This window comes from Nocardia terpenica (assembly GCF_013186535.1).
GTDB lineage: Bacteria > Actinomycetota > Actinomycetes > Mycobacteriales > Mycobacteriaceae > Nocardia > Nocardia terpenica.
This window is the reverse complement of record NZ_JABMCZ010000003.1, coordinates 1,620,651-1,637,462: the sequence shown is the minus strand read 5'-3', so window position 1 is coordinate 1,637,462 and position 16,812 is coordinate 1,620,651. Positions and strand designations below refer to the sequence as shown.

The 16,812-nt window shown below is 66.3% G+C and carries 18 protein-coding genes; 8 read left to right on the top strand and 10 right to left on the bottom strand.

Annotated features, from left to right (window positions below):
• Positions 1-12: 12 nt before the first annotated feature.
• Positions 13-360 (bottom strand): ArsR/SmtB family transcription factor, encoded by a 348-nt coding sequence (locus tag HPY32_RS29175; RefSeq protein ID WP_067577578.1) that lies wholly within the window; start codon positions 358-360, stop codon positions 13-15.
• Here HPY32_RS29175 and HPY32_RS29170 point away from each other — a divergent pair.
• A complete protein-coding gene (locus tag HPY32_RS29170; RefSeq protein WP_067577576.1) occupies positions 349-1,740 on the top strand; it encodes an MFS transporter in 1,392 nt (463 codons plus the stop codon). The two genes, HPY32_RS29175 and HPY32_RS29170, sit on opposite strands and share 12 nt — an antisense overlap.
• 33 nt (positions 1,741-1,773) lie before the next feature.
• Here the strand turns inward: HPY32_RS29170 and HPY32_RS29165 are convergent, their stop codons facing one another.
• Positions 1,774-5,247: a serine/threonine-protein kinase gene (locus HPY32_RS29165; protein WP_067577574.1), complete on the bottom strand. Its 3,474-nt coding sequence runs from the start codon at positions 5,245-5,247 to the stop codon at positions 1,774-1,776.
• A gap of 288 nt (positions 5,248-5,535) precedes the next feature.
• Here HPY32_RS29165 and HPY32_RS44945 point away from each other — a divergent pair, with 288 nt between their 5' ends.
• Together HPY32_RS44945 and HPY32_RS44940 are read left to right on the top strand one after the other, a co-directional pair.
• Positions 5,536-6,402, top strand: coding sequence for a serine hydrolase (locus HPY32_RS44945; RefSeq protein WP_156673810.1), 867 nt, complete (start codon positions 5,536-5,538; stop codon positions 6,400-6,402).
• 20 nt (positions 6,403-6,422) lie between these two features.
• A complete protein-coding gene (locus HPY32_RS44940) occupies positions 6,423-6,854 on the top strand; it encodes a type II toxin-antitoxin system Rv0910 family toxin (RefSeq protein WP_067577572.1) in 432 nt (143 codons plus the stop codon).
• A gap of 58 nt (positions 6,855-6,912) precedes the next feature.
• Here HPY32_RS44940 and HPY32_RS29150 read toward each other — a convergent pair whose 3' ends face one another.
• The 5 genes from HPY32_RS29150 to HPY32_RS29130 form a co-directional block, all read right to left on the bottom strand.
• On the bottom strand, positions 6,913-7,779 hold the full coding sequence (locus tag HPY32_RS29150; RefSeq protein WP_231951281.1) for a metal ABC transporter permease: 867 nt from the start codon (positions 7,777-7,779) through the stop codon (positions 6,913-6,915).
• Positions 7,776-8,681, bottom strand: a complete 906-nt coding sequence (locus tag HPY32_RS29145) for a metal ABC transporter permease (protein ID WP_067577570.1) — start codon at positions 8,679-8,681, stop codon at positions 7,776-7,778. The genes HPY32_RS29150 and HPY32_RS29145 overlap by 4 nt, the downstream gene beginning before the upstream one ends.
• Complete coding sequence (locus HPY32_RS29140; RefSeq protein ID WP_082870504.1) at positions 8,678-9,586, bottom strand: metal ABC transporter ATP-binding protein; 909 nt, start codon at positions 9,584-9,586, stop codon at positions 8,678-8,680. Before HPY32_RS29140 ends, HPY32_RS29145 begins: the two co-directional genes overlap by 4 nt.
• Positions 9,587-10,519 (bottom strand): metal ABC transporter solute-binding protein, Zn/Mn family, encoded by a 933-nt coding sequence (locus HPY32_RS29135; protein WP_067577568.1) that lies wholly within the window; start codon positions 10,517-10,519, stop codon positions 9,587-9,589.
• Between the two features lie 89 nt (positions 10,520-10,608).
• Positions 10,609-11,157, bottom strand: coding sequence for a hypothetical protein (locus tag HPY32_RS29130; protein WP_171983102.1), 549 nt, complete (start codon positions 11,155-11,157; stop codon positions 10,609-10,611).
• A 504-nt stretch (positions 11,158-11,661) separates the two neighbouring features.
• Between HPY32_RS29130 and HPY32_RS29125 the strand changes: the two genes are divergently transcribed.
• From HPY32_RS29125 to HPY32_RS29115, 3 genes are all read left to right on the top strand, one after another.
• Positions 11,662-11,952 (top strand): ribbon-helix-helix domain-containing protein, encoded by a 291-nt coding sequence (locus tag HPY32_RS29125; RefSeq protein WP_156673808.1) that lies wholly within the window; start codon positions 11,662-11,664, stop codon positions 11,950-11,952.
• The gene (locus HPY32_RS29120; RefSeq protein WP_156673807.1) at positions 11,949-12,257 is read left to right on the top strand and encodes a type II toxin-antitoxin system PemK/MazF family toxin; all 309 of its coding nucleotides are present in this window, start codon (positions 11,949-11,951) and stop codon (positions 12,255-12,257) included. The genes HPY32_RS29125 and HPY32_RS29120 overlap by 4 nt, the downstream gene beginning before the upstream one ends.
• A 138-nt stretch (positions 12,258-12,395) precedes the next feature.
• Complete coding sequence (locus HPY32_RS29115; protein ID WP_156673806.1) at positions 12,396-12,788, top strand: helix-turn-helix domain-containing protein; 393 nt, start codon at positions 12,396-12,398, stop codon at positions 12,786-12,788.
• Here HPY32_RS29115 and HPY32_RS29110 read toward each other — a convergent pair.
• The 3 genes from HPY32_RS29110 to HPY32_RS46860 form a co-directional block, all read right to left on the bottom strand.
• On the bottom strand, positions 12,781-14,571 hold the full coding sequence (locus HPY32_RS29110; RefSeq protein ID WP_171983101.1) for a UvrD-helicase domain-containing protein: 1,791 nt from the start codon (positions 14,569-14,571) through the stop codon (positions 12,781-12,783). The two genes, HPY32_RS29115 and HPY32_RS29110, sit on opposite strands and share 8 nt — an antisense overlap.
• Positions 14,561-14,860, bottom strand: coding sequence for a hypothetical protein (locus HPY32_RS29105; protein ID WP_156673804.1), 300 nt, complete (start codon positions 14,858-14,860; stop codon positions 14,561-14,563). The genes HPY32_RS29110 and HPY32_RS29105 overlap by 11 nt, the downstream gene beginning before the upstream one ends.
• Positions 14,861-15,040: 180 nt before the next feature.
• A protein-coding gene (locus HPY32_RS46860; RefSeq protein ID WP_444939652.1) for an IS630 family transposase occupies positions 15,041-16,113 on the bottom strand; the annotation gives its coding sequence in 2 pieces (ribosomal slippage) (positions 15,041-15,576 and positions 15,576-16,113; 1,074 coding nt in all).
• Positions 16,114-16,233: 120 nt separating this feature from the next.
• Here HPY32_RS46860 and HPY32_RS29090 point away from each other — a divergent pair.
• Both HPY32_RS29090 and HPY32_RS29085 read left to right on the top strand, forming a co-directional pair.
• Positions 16,234-16,425 (top strand): hypothetical protein, encoded by a 192-nt coding sequence (locus HPY32_RS29090; protein ID WP_067577557.1) that lies wholly within the window; start codon positions 16,234-16,236, stop codon positions 16,423-16,425.
• A 2-nt stretch (positions 16,426-16,427) separates the two neighbouring features.
• On the top strand, positions 16,428-16,634 hold the full coding sequence (locus HPY32_RS29085) for a hypothetical protein (RefSeq protein ID WP_067584254.1): 207 nt from the start codon (positions 16,428-16,430) through the stop codon (positions 16,632-16,634).
• The last annotated feature ends 178 nt before the right edge of the window (positions 16,635-16,812 follow it).

Here is a 16,812-nt window from a genome sequence, read left to right as displayed (position 1 = left end):
GACGCCTCCTTCTCAGTCGTGCTCGGGCAGATCGCGCACGTGATGCTCGGCGGCATTGAGCGCCTCCACCAGCAGCCGCCGCACGTGACCGCCGCGGGTGCGGTAGCGCATGCGGCGGCCGTCGCGGCGGCGGGCCACCAACCCGGCGAGCTCCAGCTTCGCCAGGTGCTGGGACACCGCGGGCCGGGCCAGCGCGACCCGCTCGGCGACCGTGCCCACATCCAGTTCCTCGCCGCTGAGCAGCCACAGCAGCCGCAGCCGGGTGGGATCGGCCAGCATCCGCAGCGCGGTCGACGCGGCCTCGACCAGTTCGACCGGCGGCAGCTCCGACCACTGCGCACTACTATCATGTGCGTACATAAGCACCAATTATGCGCTCGCCCCGAGACGAAGGAGCCTCCGGTGTCCCTGTTCGGCAACCGCGACTACCGGCACTTGTTCACGGCGCAGCTGTCGGCCCTGTTCGGGACCGGGCTGACCACGGTCGCGCTGGGGCTGCTGTCCTATCGGCTGGCCGGTGCCGACGCGGGCGCGGTGCTCGGTACGGCCCTGACGGTCAAGATGGTCGCGTACGTGACCGTCGCGCCGCTGGCGGCCGCGCACGCGGGCCGGGTGCCGCGCCGGTTGATGATGGTGACGCTGGATGTCGTACGGGCCGCGGTGGTGCTGGCGCTGCCGTTCGTCGATCAGGTGTGGCAGATCTATGTGCTGATCGCGGTGTTGCAGTCGGCCTCGGCGGCGTTCACGCCCACCTTCCAGGCCGTCCTGCCCGACATTCTGCCCGGCGAGCGCGACTACACCGCGGCGCTGTCGGCCTCGCAGCTGGCGGCCACCATGGAGAGCCTGCTCAGCCCGATGCTGGCCGCGCTGCTGCTCGGCGTCGTCGGCTTCGGCTGGCTGTTCGTCGGCACCTCGATCGGCTTCCTGGCCTCCGCGGCGCTGGTGGTGACGACGCGAATTCCCAACGCCACCCGCACCGTTCGCACCCGCGCCCGGGACCGCACGCTCGCCGGGCTGCGGATCTTCCGGGCCACGCCGCGGCTGCGCGGGGTGCTGGGCGTGAATCTGGTGGTGGCCGCGGCCGGTTCGGTGGTCATGGTCAATACCGTGAACTACGTGCGCGATCGGCTCGGCGGGTCGCAGGCGGATGTGGCGGTGCTGTTGGCCGCCAATGGTTTCGGGACCATGGTGGTGGCGCTGGCGCTGCCCCGGATACTCGGCCGGGTCGGCGAGCGGCCGATACTGCTGTCCGGTGCGGGCACGCTCCTCGTCGGCCTGGCGGCCGCGATCACCCTGTCGCACTTCACGATCGGCGATCGGCAGTGGGCGGCTGCGCTGGCGGTGTGGGCGATCATCGGGATCGGTACCGGCCTCGCGCTCACCCCGATCGGCCGGGTGCTGCGCCGATCCGCGCAACCCTCGGACCGCCCCGCCCTGTTCGCCGCCCAGTTCTCGCTATCGCACCTGTGCTGGCTGATCGCCTACCCCATCGCCGGATGGCTGGCCACCGCAATGGGATTCACCGCCGCCTGGGTCGTCCTCGCCGCCCTGGGCCTGGCCGGATTCGCGACCGCAGTACGCTGCTGGCCCGGCCGCGATCCGGAAATCCTGGAGCATGTGCACCGCGGGGCGGTCGATCCCGCACACGTTCGCGATGCGGTGAGTGTGGGGACCGGTTACCGGCATGCCCACGCCTACGTGATCGATGGTGACCACAGGCATTGGCCCGCAATGGTTTAGGCCGCCTCCGCTTCCACCTCGATTCCGGCGTGCTCAGACCGCCCGGACCGCGTCGGCCTCGACGAGCGCGGCCAGGAAATCCTCGGGAACATCCGGCCATTCGGGCCGCCATCGACCCGACAACCGATCGGCACGCAGCGCGGCCAGGGTCCGCACCACATCCGGACCGCCGTCGAGAAGGTAACGGACCAAACCGAATTCGGCGCACCGCGCGGCGACCCCGGCGGCGACGGCCTTCGCCTGCGCGGTCCGCCCGGCGGCGGTCAGGCAGGCGATGAACAGGCGGCGGGCCTCGAGCAGTTCGCGCGGCCGGTCCACCATTTCGAGCAGGTCGACCCACTCCTGCGCCCACGTGCAGGCCAGGGCGGTCCGTTCCGGTCGGTGTTCGGCCAGCAGCAGGCGGATGGCGGTGAATTCCTCGGACAGCACCGTGAATTCGTCGGCGGCGTCCAGGGGAATGCGGCGATCGGCGTAATCGAGCACCGGCAGCGGCCCGTACTCCGGATGCGGCGGCAGGCCCAGCCGCAACCGCTCGTTCTCGATCTCGATCCGCAAGCGCGGCAACGACATCGCCCGCGCCACCCGGGCGCCCTCGTTCAGCCTGCGCACCGCCGCCGATCGGTCGCCGCGCAGCGCCTTGATGCGCGCCCCGACCACATACCGGGCCAGCTTGAAATCGACGATCCCGGCCTCCGGGCCCAGCGTGTACCCGGCGTCCAGCAGTCGTTCGGCCGCGGCGACCTCCCCGCGCTCGTACAGCAGTTCCCCGAGCAGCGCCCCGGCCAGCCGCCCGGCGTAGGAGTGCGAAAACCCGGAGTGCTTGGCCAGTTTCAGCGCCTTGCGAAAGTACTGCTCGGCCTGCGGGACATCCATCCGCAGGTTCGCCGCGATGCCCAGGAAGCACAGCGCGTTGATCTCGTTGTAGGAGCCGGTGTTTCGCCGCAGATACGGCGCGGCCCACTCGTATCGGCGCAGCGCCTCGGCCATGTCGTAGCGGTAGGCGGCGGCGTAGACGGCGACATTCGCCGCGATGCCCACCACGTAGGGCGGCAGTTCGTCGGCGTGCGCGAAACAGGGCGCGAGCAGATCGTCGATGCCCGCCAGCACGTCCGCGCGCAGGCTCACCACACCCCGGGCCGCGGCCGCCTCCACGCGCAGGATGGTGGTGTCCGCGGTCTCGGCCCGCAGCAGCGATTCGGCCAATCGCAGTGCGCGCCCGCCCCGTTCGATCCGATTGAGCAGGATGTCGGCCCAGGCCAGCGTCAGTTGCAGCCGCGGGCGGGACTCCACGACCGGCGCCGGCAGCTTGCCGACCAGGCCGAGCAGGGTCGCCGCCTGCCCGTGTTCCAGCAGCGACATGCCGTCGCGCTCGACGACCTCGACGGCGTGCGCGTCGTCCCCGGCGCGCAGCGCGTGGTCGACCGCCTCGCTCACATCGTGATGGTCGGCGAACCAGCGCGCGGCCGTACGGTGCAGTCCGGCAATGCGTTCGGGCTGTTCGCGCTCGAGCCGCTGCCGCAGGAACTCCGCGAACAGGTGCTGGTAGCGGAACCAGTGCTCATCGTCGAGGCGGCGCAGGAACAGATCGCGCCGCTCGATCCGCTCCAGCACGGCCTGTCCGTCCGCGACCCCGGCCAGCGCGGAAGCCAGGTCGCCGCAGAGGCGTTCGGTGATCGAGGTGGCGAGCAGGAAGTCCAGCAGCTCCGGTTCCAGTGTGGCGAGCACGTTTTCGGCCAGGAACTCGCCGATCACGTGATGGCGCCCGGTGAGCTGGCCGATCAGCTCCTCCGGACTCTCGCTCTCGCGCAGGGTCAGTGCGGCCAGTTGCAGCGCGGCGATCCAGCCCTCGGTGGATTCGGTGAGCTCGGCGACATCGTCGTCGTCCAGCGGCAGCCCGGTCCGGCCCACCAGGAAGGTGTGCGCCTCCTCGGCGTCGAAACGCAGTGCCGTGGCGTCGATCTCGACCAGCTCGTCGCGCGCCCGCATCGAACTCATCGGCAGCCCGGTGCGACTGCGGCTGGTGACCACCACATGCACTGCGGGACTGCAGCTCTCGACCAGGTAGCGCAGCGCGGCGACGGTCGCGTCGGAGCCGATCCGGTGCCAGTCGTCGATGATCACCACCAATTCCTCACCGCGCCGGTCGATATCGTTGATCAGCGAGGTCAGCACGTACCGTTCGGCCTCGTCGCCGTGCTCCTCGAGTACCGCGCCGAGCTCGCGCGCCAGCGCCGGGCGTACCACGCGCACCGCCTCGATCAGGTGCGACAGGAACCAGATCACGGTGTTGTCGTCGTCGTCCACGGTCAGCCACGCCACCGCGACTCCCTCGGCGGTGAGCTCGCGAAACCACTGCGCCGCCACGGTGCTCTTGCCGAATCCGGTGGGGCCGTGCAGGACAGCGAGTCGGCGCTCGCGACCGCGGCGCAGCGTGTCGAGCAGCCGGACGCGATCGACCAGCGTCGGAGTCGGGGGCGGCGGCCGGAATCGGGTGGCGGGCACGGGCGGGGTGCGGGTCGGCTGGGTCGCGAGCAGATCGGCCGTCGAGCGGCGCTCCGGCCCGCCGGGGGTGGGCGCCGAGTGCGCGATGACCGGTTCGGACACCGGATGCGGGACGGGGAGCTCGGTGGGCGCCAGGCCGTGCCGAACCTGGATCTCGCGCAGCGCCTGTCCGAATTCCGCCGCCGAGGTCGGCCGGTCGCGCCGGTCGCGCGACATGGCCCGCTCGATCGCGGTCGTCATGTCCTCCGGGAGCCCGGCCCCGCCCAGGTCCGGGGTGGGCAGCTTGGTGATGCGCAGGAACTGCGCCACCAGTTGTTCGCCGCTGCGGCGCTCGAAGACCGCGTGGCCGGTGGCCGCGCAGAACAGCGTGGCGGCGAGACCGTAGACGTCGGCGGTCGGGTCCGGGGGGTGGCCTTGGAGCACCTCGGGCGCGGTGAAGGCCGGGGAGCCGGCGACGGTCCCGGCGGTGGTGACGAAACCGCCTGTCAGGCGGGCGATTCCGAAGTCGGTCAGCTGCGGCTCACCGTACTCGTCGAGCAGGATGTTGCCGGGCTTCACATCCCGGTGCAGCATGCCGCGGCGGTGCGCGGTCTCCAGCGCCCCGGCGATCTTGACACCGATGTGCAGCGTGTCCTGCCAGCCGAGGGGCCCGAAGTTGTGCACCCGCGCCTCCAGCGAGCCGTGCGGGTGGTGCTGCATGACGATGTACGGCCGCCCGGTGGGCGTGGACCCGATCTCGAAGACGCTCACGATGTTCGGGTGACCGCACAGCTTGCCCATCGCCAGCTGCTCGCGGACGAAGCGCTCCGTGTTCTCCGAATCCAGGTCCGCGGTGAGCACCTTGACGGCAACGATACGGTCGAGAGCGGGCTGGGCACAGCGGTATACGACTCCGAAGCCCCCGCTCCCGATCTCGACGGCGTCGGCGAATCCGGCAGCGCCGAGTTCTGCCGCGAACCCCCTGATCAGGTCGCGTTGCGTGGACAGTGGATGGATGTGCGCCACGACGACCTCGATACAACCTTCGGCCAGTTACCTTTCAGGATATTCGGACCAACCGGATTTCGGGGCCCGTTGTTCCCGCGGGCTCCGGACGAGGGGGACGAAAGCGGCGCAGCAGCTGTCAGCTATCTAGTAGCTCGTTCTCGAGGTTTACTCAGGGCTGCAGGCTTTCTATAAGGAGTGAGTACGATTCCCGCCCTTCGTTGGTGGCCGGTCCTGGCATGTTGCCTTGGCGCCACAACTGTTTCGGCGCTGGTCGCCGCACCGGTCGCGATGGCGAAAGTGCATGTTGTGCATGCTCAGGACGCCCCGGCATCCGCCACGGATGCACCGCCCTCGCTGGCGGTCATGCCCGCCGCGCCCCCTCCGCAGGTACAGATACCGTTCGGTCCGACGCTGAAACCGGCTGCGCCGCCGCGGCTCTCGGCCACCGACCTGGCTCAGCAGATGGTGGCGGCCATCGACGCCGCCTCGCCGGGAACGCGGGTGGGAATCGACGTGGTCGACACGAATACCGGCGCGGTACTCGCCAGCGTCGACGCCGACCAGCAGTTCTACACCGCGTCGGTGGTGAAGCTGCTGATCGGGATCGATGCGTTCGAAGGGCAGGGCTGGCAGCCGGATTCGCTGACCACGGACCAGGTGCAGCGCATGCTCTCGGCCAGCGACGACGACATCGCCGACGAGCTCTGGGACATCAACGGCGGCAACGCGATCGTGGACCGCATGATCTCCCGGATCGGGCTGACCGGTACGCAACCGCCGGACGATCCCGCGCAGTGGGGCGAAACGTTGACCACCGCACAGGATGTCGTGGCGGTGTACCGGTATCTCACCACCTCGGTGCCGCAGCCCGCGCGCGATCTGATCGTGAACGCCCTGGTCGATGTCACGCCGGTGGCCGCGGACGGGACCGACCAGTATTTCGGCATCCCCGATGCGCTACCCACCGCGGGGTGGGCGGTGAAACCCGGTTGGATGTCGCTGGATTCGTCGACCACCCTGGACACCACGGGCCTGGTCGGCGCGAATGCCGCTGCGCCCCTGCACTATGCGGTGGTGGTGCTCAGCGCCCAGCCCGCCGGGGTGGACTGGGGCACGGGCGGCGCGGCGCTGACCGCCGGGGTCGCGGTGCTCCGCGGCCGCCTCACCGCCTGAACGGTCGGTATCATGCACCCGTGGCGAAACTGAAGGTCTCCGTCGACGTGCCGATCTCCCCCGATCGGGCATGGTCGCACGCATCGAATCTGCGTGAGCTGGACCGCTGGCTGATCATGCACGAGGCGTGGCGGGGTGAGGTTCCGGCGGACCTCACGGTCGGGACCGAACTGGTCGGCGTCGCCTCGGTGAAGGGCCTGCGCAATCGGGTGCGCTGGACGGTGCGCACCGCCGAGCCACCGAAACGACTGGTGCTCAGCGGATCCGGCAAGGGCGGCACCAAGTTCGGCCTGGAACTGCTGGTCGCGGCCAAGGGTCCCGGCGCGGAGGTCACCGTCGATATCGACCTCGGTGGGCGGCCGCTGTTCGGACCCATCGGCGCGGGTGTCGCGCGGGCGCTCAGGGGGGATATCGACCGGTCGCTGCATCGGTTCGTCGAGCTCTATTCCTGACCTTCTTGCAGGCCGCCCCCGCGCTGGCCACCGTGGTCGCGCGACGACGCGGGTGCGCTCAGGCGTGGACTGCTTCGGATCCGGCATGGGTGCGAATTCGATTGCGGCGGAAGCGGGTCAGCAGGGCGGCGAGCAGATAGCCGCCCGCGGCGACGGCCATGATGGTGAAACTGGCCGGGGCCTTGGGGATGGCGTAGGACAGCACGATGCCCGCCCACACCGCGGCGACCGCCAGCCCGGCGGACAGCCAGAACGCGGCCCACGGCCGTGCGGTGAGCCGGGCGGCGGTGGCGGCCGGGGCGGCGAGCAGCCCCAGCACCACGACGGCGCCGACGATCTGGGTGGCCTCGGCGACGGTGACGCCGACGACGGCCAGGAACACCGCGCCCACCATCCGGACCGGCACGCCCACCGCCCGGGCGACCGCGGGATCGATGGTGGCGAACAACAGCGGCCGCGACACGATCACCAGCACGATCACCGCGCCCGCGCACACCAGCGCGGCCGTCCACGCCCCGGCGGCACCGATCCCGAAGATGCTGCCGAACAACACGTTCACGTTGGCGCTGCCGTTCGCGGTGCTGCGATGGGTGGTGTAGAAGGTCAGAAACAGCACGCCGAGCCCGAGGACCCAGGAGAAGAACGATCCGATCGCCACATCGTCGGAGCCGCCACCCCCGCCGAACCCGAGCGCGAACCCGGCGACCACCGTCGCGGCGAAAAGGCCGAGCCACGGGTTGATTCCGGCGGCGAGGGCGGCCATGGCACCGGTATACGCGACGTGCCCCAGCGCATCACCGGCGAACACCTCCCCGCGCAGCACCACGAAATATCCGGCCAGGCCGCACAATACGGCGACGGCCGTCCCGGCGATCAGGGCGTGCACGATGAACTGGTGAGACAGCATGGTGGACAACGCATTCACGCGACGATCACCTCCGCCTCGGCGACGGGCGGCGCATGCCTGCGCGATCGCCGGTCGGACCAGGCCCGGCCACCGATCGCGAGCAGATAGATCGCGAAAGCGAAACTACTGACCCAGAATCCGATCGGATACGGCGAGAAGAACGCGAATCCCATTCCCACCCAGGTGACGACGAGCGCGATGAGCACCGACAGCGCCACCCCGAGGCCGGTGCGGCTGGTGAGCCGATGGGCCGCGGCGGCCGGGGCGACCAGCAGCGCGAAGACCAGCAGACTTCCCGTGACCTGGCTGGTGCCCGCAGCGGCGATACCGAGCAGCAGCACGAACAGCGCCCCGACCAGTGGCACCGGAACACCGTGCGCGGCGGCGGTTTTCGCATCGATCGACGCCCACAGCAGCGGCCGCCCGATCGCCAGCAGCATCAGCAGGCACACCACCGCCGCGACCAGCAGCACCGTCACCTGACGATCGGTCACCCCGGTGATGGTCCCGAACAGCAGATTCGTCAGCCCGGACAGAAACCCCTTGTAGAGGCCGACGAACAGCATCCCGGCGGCCAGGGCGAACGCCTGCACCGTGCCGATCACCGCCGACTGCTCACCCGTGCCCCGCGATCGCGCCGAGGTCGGCAGCACCGCGATCACCAGTGCCGCACCGATGCAGGCCGCGAAATACCCGTAGCCCGAGGCCATTCCGAGCCAGGTGGCCGCCGCCGCGCCCGGAAAGCCGACCACCGCCAGCGTGTGCCCGGCGAAGCTCTCCCGCCGCAACACCATCACCCAGCCCACCGCACCGGCCACCACCGCGACGATGGTGCCCGCGCGCACGGCATTGACCATGAACGGGTAGGCCAGCATCGCCCGCACGTCCTCGACCAGATTCCAGGTCGCGATCGGGTTCATCGCCCCTGCCCCGCAACCGGATTCGCGACGGCGTGCTCGGCGGGCACATCGGGCTGGCCGACGACGACCAGCCGCCCGGCGCTGTCGCGCAGCACCTCGATCGGGATTCCGTAGAGGGCGCTGAGCTTTTCGCCGGTGATCACCTCCTCGGGCGCACCGCTGACCGCCGTGCCCCGCGCGACGTACACCAGCCGATCCAGGTACGGCAGAATCGGATTCACGTCGTGGGCGACCATCACCACCGCGACCTGCTCCCGCCGGCAGATGTCGCGCACCAGCGCGCTGATCCCCGCCTGGCTCGGCACGTCCAGGCTGTCGAGCGGTTCGTCGAGCAGCAGCAGCCGCGGCCGCCGCACCAGCGCCTGCGCGATGAGCAGCCGCTGCTGCTCACCGCCCGAGCACTGCCCGATCGGCCGATGCGCGTACCCGCTCGCGCCGACCAGCTCGATCACCTCGCGCAACCGCTCCTCCCGCGCCCGAAACCGTTCGGGCGACAGGATTTTCGACAGCCACGGCAGCGAGGTGCCCCATCGCGCGCCGTCCAGGCCGAGCCGCACGATATCGATGCCGCGAATGCGCACGCTGGCATCGAACGCGCGCCGCTGCGGGAGATAGCCGACGGCGGCATTGCGCCGCCCGGGCCGCGCGCCGAGCACCTCGACCGTTCCCGCGATGGTCGGCGTCATCCCCAGAATCACGGTGAGCAGCGTGGATTTTCCCGCGCCGTTGGGTCCGAGCACGGCCACGAATTGACCGGGCCGCACCTCGAGCGCCACGTCCGACCAGATCCGCCGCCCACCGACCGCGGCCGAAACATCCTGCAGCGCAACGATCGGCTGCACATCGAGCAGTGCCTGTGCATCGGCCGCGAGTCCGGCGCTCGCGCGGGTGTCCGTGCCGGTCATCTACTTGCCGGTCGCCTGATGCAGGGCGTCTTCGAGGGCCTGCAATTGCGTGGACTGCCAGTCCTCGAAGGTGGCGTCGGCCGGGGTCAGGGTCTCGGTCACGGTCGACACCGCGATGCCCTGCTTCTTGGCCGCGTCGACCTGCGCCTGCACGTCGGGGGTGCTGTTCTGGCTGTTGTAGATGTAGACCTTCAGCGCCTTGGTGGCGATCTGCTGGTCGATCGTCGCCTTGTCGGCGGGCGAGGGGTCGGTGCCCTCGCTGATCGCCTTCAGAAACTCCGGCGGCGTCAAGAGCTGGAGCCCCAACGCGTCCGACAGCGGGCTGACGATGGACTCGCTCGCGCCGACCGGCGTGCCCGCGTACCTGGTCTTGATCTCGGAGATCAGGCCGCGATACCTGGCCAGGCTCACGGTGTTCAACTTGGTCCGCTGCTGGTCGAAGTATGCGGCGTCGGCCGGGTCGGCCTTCTTGTAGCTGTCGGTGATCGCGTCCACGACCTTGGCCACCGAGTCCGGCGAGTACCACTGGTGCGGGTTGCCGTCGTCGGGGATGCCGAGCTGCTTGCCGACCGTCAGCACGGTGCGATCGCCGCTCGGATTGGCGGCGACCACCTTGTCGATCCAGGCGTCGTACCCGATCCCGTTGGCCAGCACCACCTTCGCGCCCGCCACCGCGCGCGCATCGGCCGGAGACGGTTCGTAGGAGTGCGGATCGGTATCCGGATTGGTGATGATGCTCGTCTCGTGCACCCGGTCCCCACCGAGCTGCGCCGCGATGCTCCCCCACGCATTGATCGTCGCCACCACCTGAAGCTTCCCACCGGCCGCGGACGAGTTCGGCGACGACGTGCTACACCCGGTCGCCATCGCAACGAGCACCCCCACCCCCGCCACGGCCCCCATCAACCTCTTGCTGTACCCCGGTCGAGCCATCGTGCGAACCCTCAGATCTTGAAACTGGAAACCATTGTCAACAATGTAGCAGGGCGATCACGAGCGGGCGAGACGAGCGAGCGGTACTTCTACACGGAATCGGGCACGCAGCCCGACCCCTGCCCCGCCCCACCCGTTCCCGCAGCTCCCGCCAGCTTTTTCTCCGCCCGCAACACCGCCTCCTCGATCTCCAGCTTCCGCACATAGAAGCGCTCGAGATCGCCCTCACCCCCACACCCCGCCATCAGCCCACCCACATCCTTCAATTCCAGCACCTTCACCACCGCGGCCCAGTCCCGCCGAATCTTCTCGTCCCCACACAACTTCTTCAGCGAATACCGCCCCGCATCCGCACCCCCCTCCGGCGCGGCCTCCCCCTCGGAAAAGACAATCCGCTTCGCGTCCTCATAAGGATTCCCCGCAAACACGACCACCGACGCCTCGAATATCTTCCACCACTTCCCAATCCCCCCATCCGAAAACTCCGGCCCCCCACAAGCCGCCGCCCACACCGCCGCCACCCGCCCGCTATACCGAGCATCCCGCCCCACCGCCACCTCAGCCTCCCCCACCATCCGCAACGCCTCCTTCCCCTGCGGAACAGCCCCCGACGGCGAAACCCCCGGCGCAGCAGTCACCGACACCCCACCCACCACCCCGGCCCCAACCCAAACCACAACCCCCACCCCGAATCCCACAATTCTCCGAACCCATCCCAAGCCACCCATCAGCACCTCTCGTCAGCCCCCACCTGAGATTCCCGGCCAGCATAGATTCGACAATCGACAGCATCACGCGACCAGACCGCGTGTCCACACACTTTCATTTCGATGACAAATCCCGGAGAAATAGCGCGCGGAATCGAGGCCTTGATATGAAAAAAGGCCCAGCCCCTCGGGACCGGGCCTTCTCAGTGGAGCCGCCGGTGAATCGAACCCTTTTCGAATCTCTAGCACGACCGGGGATGTTTAGCAAATGCGCTGGCAGACCCCGGTTTTCCTCCACTCCCATATCCGAACATCCATTCGGTTCATGCGCGATTTGTGCTCAAAATGCGCTCACGGGTCAGCCTCGTGGAGCCTCGGACCGCTGTACACGACAGCGTTGCACACATGTTGCACACACTAACTACACTGGACCCCGTGACCACCAAGACCCGCAAGCAACCCGCCAAGCCCAGAAAGAAGCCCACGAACCCGATCACCGCCCCCATCGGAGCCACCACACCCAGAAGCACCACAGGCATCCGTTTGAGTCCCTCAGATCAGGCCCTGCTGGCGAAGCTGACGCACCCGGGGGAAACCAAGGCCGATGTGATCCGTCGTGCCTTGCACGAGTTGGAACGTCGCGAATGGGTGCTAGCTGCGCAGGAGGATGCGGAACGCATCGATGCCAGTGGTGAGGATTTGAACGACGAAAGCGATGCCTGGTGATCCGTGCAGCGATTCATCAAATCGATCTTGGCAACAATGATCGGGGGCGCGAACAGCGCGGCCGACGCTACGGCATCGTGTTGTCCGAAATCGATTGGTCCATGGTAACCGTGGTTCCCACGTCCACGAACGCTCAGCCTTCGCGGTTTCGTCCCGAGATCGAGTTGATGGGGAAGACCACACGGCTACTAGTGGATCAAATCCGTTCGCTGGACACCAAATACGTGCATGATCTGGTCGGGTATCTATCTCAGGAGGAGATGGGCCGTTTGGAGCGGGCGACGAGGCTGTACCTCCGTCTATAGCAACCGTGGAAAGAAGTAGGGCCGCTCACGGAGCGGCCCCTACTCTCGTCTCTGGCGACCTGTACGGGGATGACCTCGACAAGATCGGGCCCGCGATGGGTGCTGCTCTGGGCCTGTCTGCGTAGAAGTGTGCTCAAAATGTGCTCACCAACCCCCGAGGGGGTCGAATCTGGGCAAGAAAAAAAGGACCCTGACCTGGGATTTCAGGCCAAGGGCTTGGTGGACATGGCGGGAATTTACTCGAACCGGACCGATCTGCTCGATGACTTCGCTGAGCTGCGGAGACGCCTCCAAGCAAGCGGACCGCGCCAGTCGAAGCCGTCGCCAGCGCCGAGATCGTCGGGCGGGCCGAAGAAGCAACTGGCCTCCGACGAGGCAGCGACGATCGTCGCCAAGTACGAAGCCGGCGCGTCGATGGCTCAGCTGAAGATGGAGCACCACATGGCCAAGCGAACCGTGGCGAAGGTGCTGCGGGAGGCCGGAGTGGTGGTTCGGCCGAGGGGTGGCCAGCATAGGAGATCCGCTAGTTGATTAGGGCATACGTATCGACTTCGATGTACTCAACGGGGAGCTGGGCACCCTCAAGGATCGCTCGCAGAGTCTCAAGATGCCGCAGCGGCGTTGCGAGGACTAAAAGCCGACGGGCCCTACTTGCGCCCACGTACAGCACACGCTTCGCTTCGCTCGTATCGGGCGAACGCCACAGGTCGAGGATGTGTTCACGATTCCCTTTTGGAGAATCCTCGATCTCAAGAAGCACCGCGTCGTACTCGCCGCCCTTCACTGCATGAATATGAGAGGCAGGAAGGCTCGTAACATTCTCCGCACAGGTGAGGGCTTTCTTCCAGAAACTCCAGTCAGAAGTCTCTAACGCCCTAAACCGAGTAGAAAGTTGCTTAACTGGAATCGTCGCATTAGAAAGTTCAGAGCCAATAACCTCCCTGACCGAAGCGACCGCCGCCTCAGAGTTATCCCAGTCGCGGGAAGCCGAGACCAGCGCGGCGACAATCATTCGAAGTTGACCCGGCTCCAGGCCAGCTAACTCGATTCTCTCTTTCCTGGTAGCGGCTTTGGTGTTACCCGGAAACCTCAGTGAATCGAGGACGATCTGTTCAGTGCTCGCAATCGCATCACTTCGCATGCTCGCACTCTTTCCACTGCGAAGGATCGCGATGTTTCTAACTAATCTGGATGAACACTTGGTCGCATAGTTCTCCATGCTGAACTGTCCAGAAAGCTCTCTTGCCCCTTTGCGAGTCGCAGCTAGAACAAGTCTTTCTGTTTCCTCTATGGCCAGTTCACCTGCTAGCCGTTCGAAATTACGGCGCGCGAACTCGTGGTCCCCGGCGACAACATAGACCGACTCTGCATGTCGATTGTCTGGAGATGAGCTGCGCATGGAGATTATAGGGTCCCTACTTATCGATCGCAGGCTTGAGACCAGGCCGCAAATAGCCGGAGATGACCTGTAATTCTCGCTCAGCGTTACTGTCTGATCTGCCAACAGTCGGGACCTGTACTCCACGTAGGAAGACGGAGAGGCATGACGGAACTCATAGATTGCCTGGTCGGGATCAGATACAACAACTACTCGTATACCGAGGGACTCTAGGGAACCAATGATTTGATGGTCTACTATTGAACAGTCCTGAAACTCGTCAACAATTATTTCCTCGAACCTCGATGCTAGTCGAGAACGAAGCCAGGCGTGACGGTCATCGCGAAGCACAGAGCGCGCTTTGATACGCGATTGATCCGGATCATAGATCCCGCTGGTCACATATTCGACAATTCTCCTACTAGCAAACTGGACTAAACTGCTGGGCGACAGCCCTTTCTTCGCCAGCTCGCTCACATATCGCTTATCCACCAACGGAGCACTTTCCGGGTATGCAAGCACTCCAGTGGAATTGACGTGAAAGCTTCCCAACGAAAGGCCAGCGCCACCCACGTCCTTGTGTCGAACGAATTTCAGATCATCCGGAAGCTCATCCCAGGAATCGACATAGCGCGGGCTTCTCCCCAGTTCTCGCATAACTACCGGAGTCACCAAGTAGCGCCGGATAAACTCATCCAACGTACCGATGAAGTTCGGTGCTTGCGCCAAATGCGGACGGTTCCCGCACCGAGTATTCGCTTCGCTGATAGCCGCATTTGTGAAGGACACCAGCGCGACGCCGCGTAGACTCTGTTCAGCAACGGACTGATATCTGGCAACGATTGCTCGAGTCTTCCCGGCCCCGGGGCAAGCCTCGATCAAACGAATCTCCGGCCGCAGTGCCGCTTGCTGAGCTTGACTGAGTTCAGTTTCCACTACCCACCCCGGCCTCTCGATCGCCTCCGCTGTCTGGCGGGGACGGCAACGAAGTCACATCGGAGAAGAGTGAGTCGATGGCCTCCTCAAGGTACGACGGCAGTGACACGGCTGGTGCGCTGCCATCACTCTGCTCTGCAAGCGCTTCGCAGACTATCTGCGCAAAATCGCCTTTCCCGAGGTCGATGTCGCCTTCCTTCTTCTTGATTGCCTTCGCGAAAGTAGCAGCACGAACTCCTGAATCGGCTCCCAGTCCAGCGAAAAGCTCGTCCCACTTGCCCCCAGACAAAGGGTGCATCCTCACATATGCATCGCGCAGGAGTGACTCATTGTGCACTTGCGAAAATAGCTCGGCTTCAAAAGTAGTGCCACCCACATAGATGTCGAGCCGAAGGTCATCAGGGAAGAGATTTTGGTATCGGCTCTTACGTTGATCTCCCTGTCTACAGAGGCTGATTTCGTGTTGTCGTCATGATCGTTTCGGGGTGGGTGTGAGTCCGGTTGCGGTGAGGCAGCCGTCGATCAGGTTGGGGTGGTAGCCGATGCGGTGCAGGTCGCTGCGCACGATGCGCATGAGGTGGTCGGGGTCGGTGATGATGCGGTTGGCCAGCCGGCCTCGCCGCAGTAGTGACCAGATGCCTTCGGTCGGATTCAGATCGGGCGCGTAGGCGGGCAGTTGGTAGACAGTGAGCCAGTCGTGGCCGGTGACGAATCGGCGCATGCCGGCGGTGAGGTGGGTGTTGAGGTTGTCCCAGCAGACCACGATCGGCCCGCCGAGTTGCCGGTGGGCGGCGATGAGCAGGTCCCGGTAGTCGGTCCAGGCGAAGCTCTTCCTGCCCGAACTATTTCGGTCGTGCCGATACGGTCGCCAGATCAGCCGGGACCGATGGCCGGGCTTGTAGCAGGTCAGCGCGGCGATCGATATCCGGCGGGTGGTTCGGCCCCGGACCCGCACGATCGGGGTGTGCCCGCGTGGCGCCCAGGTCCGTGCGGTCGGCGGCGTCATCGTGAACCCGGCTTCGTCTTCGAACACGACCCAGGCTCCGAGCGCCGCCGCGGCGGTTTTACGTGCGGCCACACGTCCTTCACCCACGTCGCGACCGCCGCGTCGTCGCGTTCGACCGCCCGGCGGGCAGGTTGCTGACGGCTCCACCCGTGCCGGTGCAACAACAACGACACCCCCTTGATCGTGTAGGAGATGTGGAACCGGCGCCCGATCACGGTCTTGATCCTGGCCAGAGTCCATTTCTGGTCCGGCCAGCCGTGCTCGGCCGGGCCCTTGGCCAGCTCGTGTTCGAGTACCTGGAACTGTTCGTCGGACAGCAACGGCAGCGACGCGGGGCCCTTGGACCGCAACGCTTCCCGCCCCGCCGATCCCCACGCCTGGCGCCACCGTTGCACCGACCGCACGCTGACTCGCAGCCGGTGGGCGATCACCGCATTGTCCTCGCCCCGGGCGAAAGCGTCCGCGGCTTCCAGCCGCAACCGCTCCCGCAACATCCGTCGCTCGGCGGTCAGCCCACCGCCTTGCGGATACCGCACCCACCAGATGTACCCCACCCACCAGCCACGGCCGTCAAGCCCAGCGACAACACGAATTCAGCCGCTGTAATGCCACGTTGACCCGCCGAAAGTGGCCAAATGCCAAGGGAGGCAAGGGAAATGCAACCACGCCACATTCACATCGAGAGCGGTGAACTTAGGCTCGACTACCAGGCATCGGCCGAACAAGCCAAGAATGTCGCGGAGGAACTGGCTCGCCGTGATTACACGGCACTGGGGCTCACGGTGACCATCGACGACAATGTGGCCGTGGATCTGCCACCCCTGCCGTGTGGCGAGCTGTGGGAGTGATTGTGTCCCAGTCAGATCCCTTGCCCTACAAGAACTATGTCCATGCCGACGGCAAGCTGGCGGAGTTCATGTGTCAGGTGTACTTGATGGACCTGACCATCGAGCGAGCACGGGAACTGCGGCATATCCACCGTTTCCATCACCCGGACGAATGTTTGGTCCATTTGGCGGCGACGTATCTCTTGCTGCTGAGCGAAGGTGATTTCTAGGCCAGCATGCCCTCGTCCCTGGTTCTCATCCTCTGGCCCGCCTCGGTGTTCTTCATCGCAATGCTGAGCTTCCGGGGTGGTATGTGGTGGAAGGGAATCTACCAACACGGCAGGCATGAATTCACTCCTGGCCAGTGTCACGGTGACGAGTCGGAGGCATACCAGGACGACTTGGATG

What these genes read in the sequence shown, in the direction of transcription:
- HPY32_RS29170 (WP_067577576.1), top strand. Translation starts at nt 349, where the DNA reads ATGTGCGTACATAAGCACCAATTATGCGCTCGCCCCGAGACGAAGGAG.
- HPY32_RS29175 (WP_067577578.1), bottom strand. Translation starts at nt 360, where the DNA reads ATGTACGCACATGATAGTAGTGCGCAGTGGTCGGAGCTGCCGCCGGTC.
- HPY32_RS29145 (WP_067577570.1), bottom strand. Translation starts at nt 8,681, where the DNA reads ATGAACCCGATCGCGACCTGGAATCTGGTCGAGGACGTGCGGGCGATG.
- HPY32_RS29140 (WP_082870504.1), bottom strand. Translation starts at nt 9,586, where the DNA reads ATGACCGGCACGGACACCCGCGCGAGCGCCGGACTCGCGGCCGATGCA.
- HPY32_RS29135 (WP_067577568.1), bottom strand. Translation starts at nt 10,519, where the DNA reads ATGGCTCGACCGGGGTACAGCAAGAGGTTGATGGGGGCCGTGGCGGGG.
- HPY32_RS29115 (WP_156673806.1), top strand. Translation starts at nt 12,396, where the DNA reads ATGTGCTCACCAACCCCCGAGGGGGTCGAATCTGGGCAAGAAAAAAAG.
- HPY32_RS29090 (WP_067577557.1), top strand. Translation starts at nt 16,234, where the DNA reads ATGCAACCACGCCACATTCACATCGAGAGCGGTGAACTTAGGCTCGAC.